General features: G+C 61.0%; 1 protein-coding gene. It reads right to left on the bottom strand.

Annotated elements, in window-relative coordinates:
* Positions 1-12: 12 nt before the first annotated feature.
* Positions 13-324: a hypothetical protein gene (locus tag ABGI63_RS25815; protein WP_349745318.1), complete on the bottom strand. Its 312-nt coding sequence runs from the start codon at positions 322-324 to the stop codon at positions 13-15.
* Positions 325-344: the final 20 nt, after the last annotated feature.

The following is a 344-nucleotide window of genomic DNA, read 5'->3' on the forward strand; positions in this document are numbered from 1 at the left end:
CAACGTGAAAGCTCAGCGGGCGGCGGAGCCGTCCGCTGCAGTGAAGGGTTGAACCGGACCCTCTGCCACGGCAGATAGCCTCTGTGAAAAGCTCTCCCCGCACAAACGATCGACTGACGCGATTGCCGCCGCAGCCTCCGCTGTACTGAAAGTCCTTCCCTCAAGGATGGCCAGCGCTTGGTTGTGCAACGCATATGCAAGATGTGCCGCCGCCCGAAGCGCGGGATCGGCCGTTGCATTGCTACCGAGATGGCCCGCGAGCAGCAGACGCAGTTCATAGACGGCGAACGCCAGAATTTTTGTCTCGTCGAGGTTGGAAGGCATGGCTGCAGGTGCGGTTCAAC

The sequence above is a fragment of the Roseateles cavernae genome (assembly GCF_040187885.1).
Lineage (GTDB): Bacteria > Pseudomonadota > Gammaproteobacteria > Burkholderiales > Burkholderiaceae_C > Roseateles_E > Roseateles_E cavernae.

Coding starts and splice junctions, on each gene's coding strand:
- ABGI63_RS25815 (WP_349745318.1), bottom strand. CDS start 324: ATGCCTTCCAACCTCGACGAGACAAAAATTCTGGCGTTCGCCGTCTAT.